4 protein-coding genes are annotated in these 5995 nt (G+C 44.6%); 2 read left to right on the forward strand and 2 right to left on the reverse strand.

The features are described from left to right. Positions 1 to 42 precede the first annotated feature (42 nt). The gene (locus IV55_RS03650; RefSeq protein ID WP_057809482.1) at positions 43 to 1929 is read right to left on the reverse strand and encodes a glycoside hydrolase family 2 TIM barrel-domain containing protein; all 1887 of its coding nucleotides are present in this window, start codon (positions 1927 to 1929) and stop codon (positions 43 to 45) included. A gap of 818 nt (positions 1930 to 2747) precedes the next feature. Further along, positions 2748 to 3203 carry a MerR family transcriptional regulator gene (locus IV55_RS03655; RefSeq protein WP_057809483.1) on the reverse strand — a complete coding sequence of 152 codons (456 nt, stop codon included), beginning with the start codon at positions 3201 to 3203 and terminating at the stop codon, positions 2748 to 2750. A 183-nt stretch (positions 3204 to 3386) separates the two neighbouring features. Here IV55_RS03655 and IV55_RS03660 point away from each other — a divergent pair, with 183 nt between their 5' ends. Then, positions 3387 to 4895 (forward strand): MDR family MFS transporter, encoded by a 1509-nt coding sequence (locus tag IV55_RS03660; protein ID WP_057809485.1) that lies wholly within the window; start codon positions 3387 to 3389, stop codon positions 4893 to 4895. Then, positions 4895 to 5620: a DUF4811 domain-containing protein gene (locus IV55_RS03665; protein ID WP_057809487.1), complete on the forward strand. Its 726-nt coding sequence runs from the start codon at positions 4895 to 4897 to the stop codon at positions 5618 to 5620. Before IV55_RS03660 ends, IV55_RS03665 begins: the two co-directional genes overlap by 1 nt. Positions 5621 to 5995 lie beyond the last annotated feature (375 nt).

The raw sequence follows: 5995 nt of genomic DNA on the forward strand, positions 1-5995 counted from the left end.
AGGAAGCTGATCTTTTTTGTCCGAACAGCGTTCGGATTAATTTTACAATCTACCATAAAAGTAACTTACCTCCTGCATTGCTGGCTTAGGTTGACGATTGGCAAACAGCAAGCCGTCACCAGAGAATTCATAGTCTGAATGACGATCATCAAAATCGCCACCATAACGAAGAACCGTCTTGCCTGTCACTTCATCTTTCACCGCCAGTGCCTGATCAATGAAGTCCCAGATAAAGCCGCCTTGATATGACGGGAACTCATCATATAAGTGCATATATTCATCAAAACCGCCCAGCGAGTTTCCCATGTCATGCATAAATTCACAGCTCATAAATGGCTTAGCTGGCGCGTTTGCCAAATAGTCACGAATATCAGCCGGTGATGCATACATGCGACTTTCAACATCCGAAATGGTCGCTTCGTAATCCCGGTTACGAATCACCCCTTCATAATGCGTCAATCGTTCTGGATCCACCGTTTTGTAGTACGTGTTCATCGCTTCAATATCATCCCCAGCATAGGCTTCATTGCCAAGTGACCAGAAAATAACTGCCGGATGATTTTTAAATGCTTCATAGTTGCTCTTGGCCCGGTCCAAAACAGCCGCCCGCCATTCTGGTAACGAACCTGGCACATTATATGAAGGCTCAACAGCACCCATCTTTTGCCAAGAACCATGTGACTCTAAATTTGTTTCGGCCATCATGTATATTCCGGCTTCATCACACATTTGGTACCACGGATGTTGATCAGGATAATGACACGTCCGCACAGCATTGATGTGGTTATCAACCATCGTTTGTAAATCCGCATCCATCTCAGCCTGTGTAATGCAGCGCCCGCCTGTCGCACTCCATTCGTGTCGGTTCACACCGTTGATCAGCAACCGTCTACCATTTAGTAAAATGACATTGTCTTTAATTTCAATGCGACGAAAACCAAATTGATAAGGAACAACCTCTAGAATGTGACCATTTTCATCTCGAACAGTAAGCATCAATTGATACAGCTTTGGTGCGTGGTGATCCCACAGCTGTATATCACCAACTGATTCCGGATCTAATTGCACAGCACTTTTGCCTTCGTTAATTACATTCACTAACTCTTTGCCATCCGGATCAGTGACAATTGCCGACACTGTCGTCGCAGTCGTGAAGTCCCCCGTTAGTTTAAGTTGCAGTCCAAAGGTTCCAGTCACAAAGTCATCATTAACATGTGCCGCAATTGCTAAGTCTTCAACATGTACCTGTGGCCGACTAACTAATCGCACACTCCGAAAAATCCCTGAGAAGCGGAACATATCTTGATCCTCAATAAATGAAGCGGTACTTCGTTTAAACACTTCAACAGCCAATAAATTTTCACCAATCGTTAAAAACGGTGTTAGGTCAAATTCTGATTGTGAAAAACTGTCTTCTGCATACCCGACAAATTGACCATTCAGCCATACATAAAAAGCTTCCTCCACACCATCAAACTGAACCGCAACGCGACTGCCAGCCCAATTTTCTGGGAGTGTAAATGATTTTAGATATGCCCCCACAGAATTATCTGCTGCTTCACTGAACATCCCGGGCATGCCACTTTTATCGCCCAAAGAATACGCCGGACGACGATATTGTTTACCTTCCCAAGGATACAACGTGTTTATGTAATGAATCTGCGCATCATTGTTTAATTCAATGTGACTCGGCACCGTAATCGTGCGAAAGTCTGTGTGGTCAGCTGTCGCTTGTTCAAACCCCACTAAACGTTTTTGTGGATTTTCAGCAAAGGCGAACTGCCAATCACCATCTAACGATTGCTCAAAGCCACTAATCTTAGTCGCGGCTTCATTTTGTGTTTTATACCAGCGATGATCACTATGCGCTGGTAACTGGTTAACCCGAAAGGTCTCCGGATCGTCTAGCCAATCAAGTTTAGGTTGCATATTAGGCTCCTTTTTTGTTTTAAGTAAGCGTTTACATTTCGGCTCAATGTTTAGTGTACCGTATTTACGGTGCAGACGTAACCCTTGTGGATGGTCTTGGCCGTAGGTGTCCTCCTACACCGAGCCATTAGCAAGTTCGCTTTGCTCACCGTCGACCAGATGTGGCACCTTACCACTACGGGCTTTGCGAATCCTTCGCAGCCCTTCGTTCTCGGTGTTACATCTGGACTCTGTTGCTAATGGCTCTGTGTGGGAGGAGTGCATTGCCAGCGCTATCGCGAGGACAATGACACAGGTACAGTGAACGCCAAAGTAAACCTTACGTCCACGATGATAATAATCGTTCACCGTACATAAGAGATTAACCCACGCGTCTAAACACAAAAAAAGCGCGGTAACAAGCTGTGCAGAGCCAGTGTGCTGGCCAGAGCTAAAGCTCCTACCACCGCACCCGTTCTTGCTCACTTTCTACCGCGCCTTTTTGTACTTCTTTATGTACACACCTCAGATTCCCTTAACTGAGGTGGCTGTAATGGGTCGTTAACGACACCATGAAAATTTTTAGTTGATTTTCATGAAACATATTGTTTTGAAAATACGATCACTGATCATCCCGGAAGGATGATGCTCGAGCGCATTATGCGCAAGTTATCAAACTCTTTTAACAAAAGTCGTCTAAAAAACACTCAACAACATGAAGCAATGACCCAGCCGTAAAGATCGGCCATTTCCTGGGAATTTTTGGGTCGCCAACATCGCTTCCCATTACGCCCTAAGCTTAGCATCAGTTGCGAAGCACAACAAGTAGAACGTTTTCATCAGTCCGCCTTTTTTTGCAATTCAAACGTCGTGCCGGATTCATTGACCCTGGCCAATAAATGACACGTCGGATCTGGATCAAATGGACCAAAATCAAACAGATGCTCATTACCATCTACTTCAACATCTTCAATGCGGTCAGTCACCACATGCTTTAACGCATGAACAATCGCCCGATGCTCCGCCATTCGTGAGACAGCCGCTGACAGCGTAAATCCATCATCTAAAAACGATTTGATTGCTCGTACCTTGTAGATTGTCTCGTAGGCGTACTTGTGTTTACCTTCTGCATGTTCATCTACTTCAATGTAGTTTTTGTCTGTCCAATACCGTAACTGCGTCGGTGAAACACCTGTTGCTCGCGATAAATCACCAATTCCCATTGCGACATGGTCGGTGCTTACCAGCTTGCGAAACCATTCTGGCTTCCCAATTTCATCCATCATTCTAGCCATTAAATTTCCTCATTTTCATGAAAACGTTGTCACAAAATTGTATATCGATGTCATGTTTACTTAAACGATTATATATTTTTAAATAAACTTGTCAACTTACTTGACACTCATATCGTAAAGACTTATATTAATCCTCGTACTTTTTTACATTGTGAATTTACGTAACGAAAGAAGGATTAACTCATGGCAAAAGCCGTCGACACAAATGGCAAACCTTATAACCGTACCTTAATGGTTGTGGTCTTGCTGATTGGTACTTTTTGTACCGTTTTAAACCAGACGATTTTGACGACCGCTTTCCCTACTTTAATGAAAGCCTTCGACATTTCCACGTCTACTGTTCAATGGTTAACCACTGGATTCTTAATGGTTAACGGAATTATGATTCCAATCTCTGCTTACCTATCTAACCGCTTCAATTCAAAATGGTTGTACATTTCAGCCATGATCATCTTTGAAGCCGGAACTGTTTTAGCATTCATTGCGCCTAACTATGGCACTTTGTTGGCTGGTCGACTTGTCCAAGCCGTTGGGGTTGGGATCGCCATGCCTCTATTACAAACATTAATGCTAACAATCTTCCCAGCAAGTTCTCGTGGTGCTGCCATGGGACTTGCCGGAATCGTTATCGGTGTCGCTCCTGCCATTGGACCAACGCTTTCTGGATGGATCATCGATTCATACTCTTGGCGTGACCTTTTCGGCATGATCATTCCAATCGTGGCCATCGTTATCATCATGGCTTTCTTCTGGATGAAGTCTGTTATCAAAACGGAAAATCCTAAGTTAGACTGGCTGTCAGTTGCGATGTCGACCATCGGGTTTGGTTCATTACTATACGGGTTCTCCTCTGTTGGTGACGACGGCTGGACTTCAGTTAAAGTATTGAGCATGCTTGCCATTGGGGTCGTGGTGATTGCCTTATTCGTTTGGCGTCAACTCACCATGAAGACACCATTCTTACAACTGCGCGTATTTAAGTCCAGTGAATTTACGATTGCGGCAATCTTAAGCTCCGTTGTTATGATTGCCATGACCGGGGTCGAAATGGTTCTACCATTATACATGCAGATTGTTCACGGCATGAGCGCCTTTCATTCTGGATTAGCGCTATTGCCTGGTGCTTTGATGATGGCTGTGATGAGTCCAATCACTGGTCAAACATTTGACCGGATGGGTGCTCGTCGTCTATCCATCGCCGGTATGTTCTTATTAGCAGCTGGCACAATTCCATTTGTTATGATTACAAAAACCACACCAACCATCTACATTACGTTCTTATACGCAGTCCGGATGTTTGGGATTTCCATGGTCATGATGCCTGTAACCACTGCTGGGATGAACGCTTTGCCATTCGACCTTATCTCACACGGAACAGCCGTCAACAACACAACTCGCCAAGTTGCAACCTCAATCGGTTCTGCTATCCTAGTTTCTGTTTTATCAAACGTTACCAAGGCACAAATGCCTGGACACCACGTTTTAACGGAAACACCTTTGGCCTACAAAGTTCGTGCCATTAACGCAACGTTAAGTGGTTACCATGCGACCTTCTGGGTTGCGGTTGGTTTCTGTATCTTAGGATTCTTCCTAGCATTCTTCTTAAAGGGTTCAAATCGTTCATCAGCTGCCGTGACGAGCGACACTGCTGCCGGTTTGAAGACAACCACAGATAATGGAGGTGAAGCATAATGATTTTAGCAACCTTAGTTATCGGTGCCATCGCCTTGTTCATTTGTTTCGTCTACATCAAGCCAATGACTTGGCGCGTAATCGGTACCCTATTATCATTGGTACTATTGATTACATCACTTGTGATGATTAACAAAAATGACCATGATCACTATGGCATGCATAAAGTAACAACCACTGAAACAAAAAAGATCTACTCTGCTGACGCAACCGGCAAAATGGGCCTCCTTTTATACCAACCAATTGGTTCTAAGGGTACAGAAAATGTCCAAATTTATGCCACTAAGCCAAAGCAAAAGACACCTGGTCACACACAACCAAATGAATTTACAACCAACAAAGTAAAGCGGACGAGCGCTGCTAAAGCAACGTTAAAAACGACTGAAACACGTTGGCAGTACAATAAAGGTGCTAAGATTTGGTTTGGCATTTCAGGTAACAACAATAAGCTAATCAAACGTGTGAATACCTTTACCATTCCAAATAACTGGATTCACATCACCACAAAGCAAGCAACGACGCTGAAGAAAAAGATGGCCAAGATGCAAACACCTGCTGCACAAGCACAGACAAAGCAACAAGCCGAAGCGTACGTTAAGACTAAGATGCAAGCAGCCGCGCAAAAAGATCCTAGCATCATGCAGGATCAAGCCAAACAAGCTAAGTTAAGCAAACAGTTTGCTGCTGAATTCCAAGCCAACATGATCAAACAAGCAATTAAATAACAGAGTGCAAAAAGGACCGGTTAGTTTCCGAGCAATTGCAAGTACGGCGGTAGTGGCTTTAGCCACGGACGGCGGACAGGCAATGCACAGGAAACTGGTCCTTTTTTCACGTTTCGACTAGATGAAAGTCTTGCCTTTGCTTGTCTACGGGAGTGTCTCCGACAAAACAGGGTAACAGTGAGCTCACTGCGTTCGCAGGCGGGAAACTAGCGCGCCTTACCGTTGCGGGCTTTGCGAATTCTTCGCAGCCCTTCACTCTCGGCAGGCTAGTTTTCCGCCGTCACTGTTACCCTGTTTCGTCGGAGAGTGTCGCTCGCCTTGCGAGCGGCACACCCGTTAGTATCCAAGTAAAAGTTAGACTCAACATCAAATAGC

The sequence above is a fragment of the Furfurilactobacillus siliginis genome (genome assembly GCF_001437435.1).
In the GTDB taxonomy this organism is placed as follows: Bacteria; Bacillota; Bacilli; order Lactobacillales; family Lactobacillaceae; genus Furfurilactobacillus; species Furfurilactobacillus siliginis.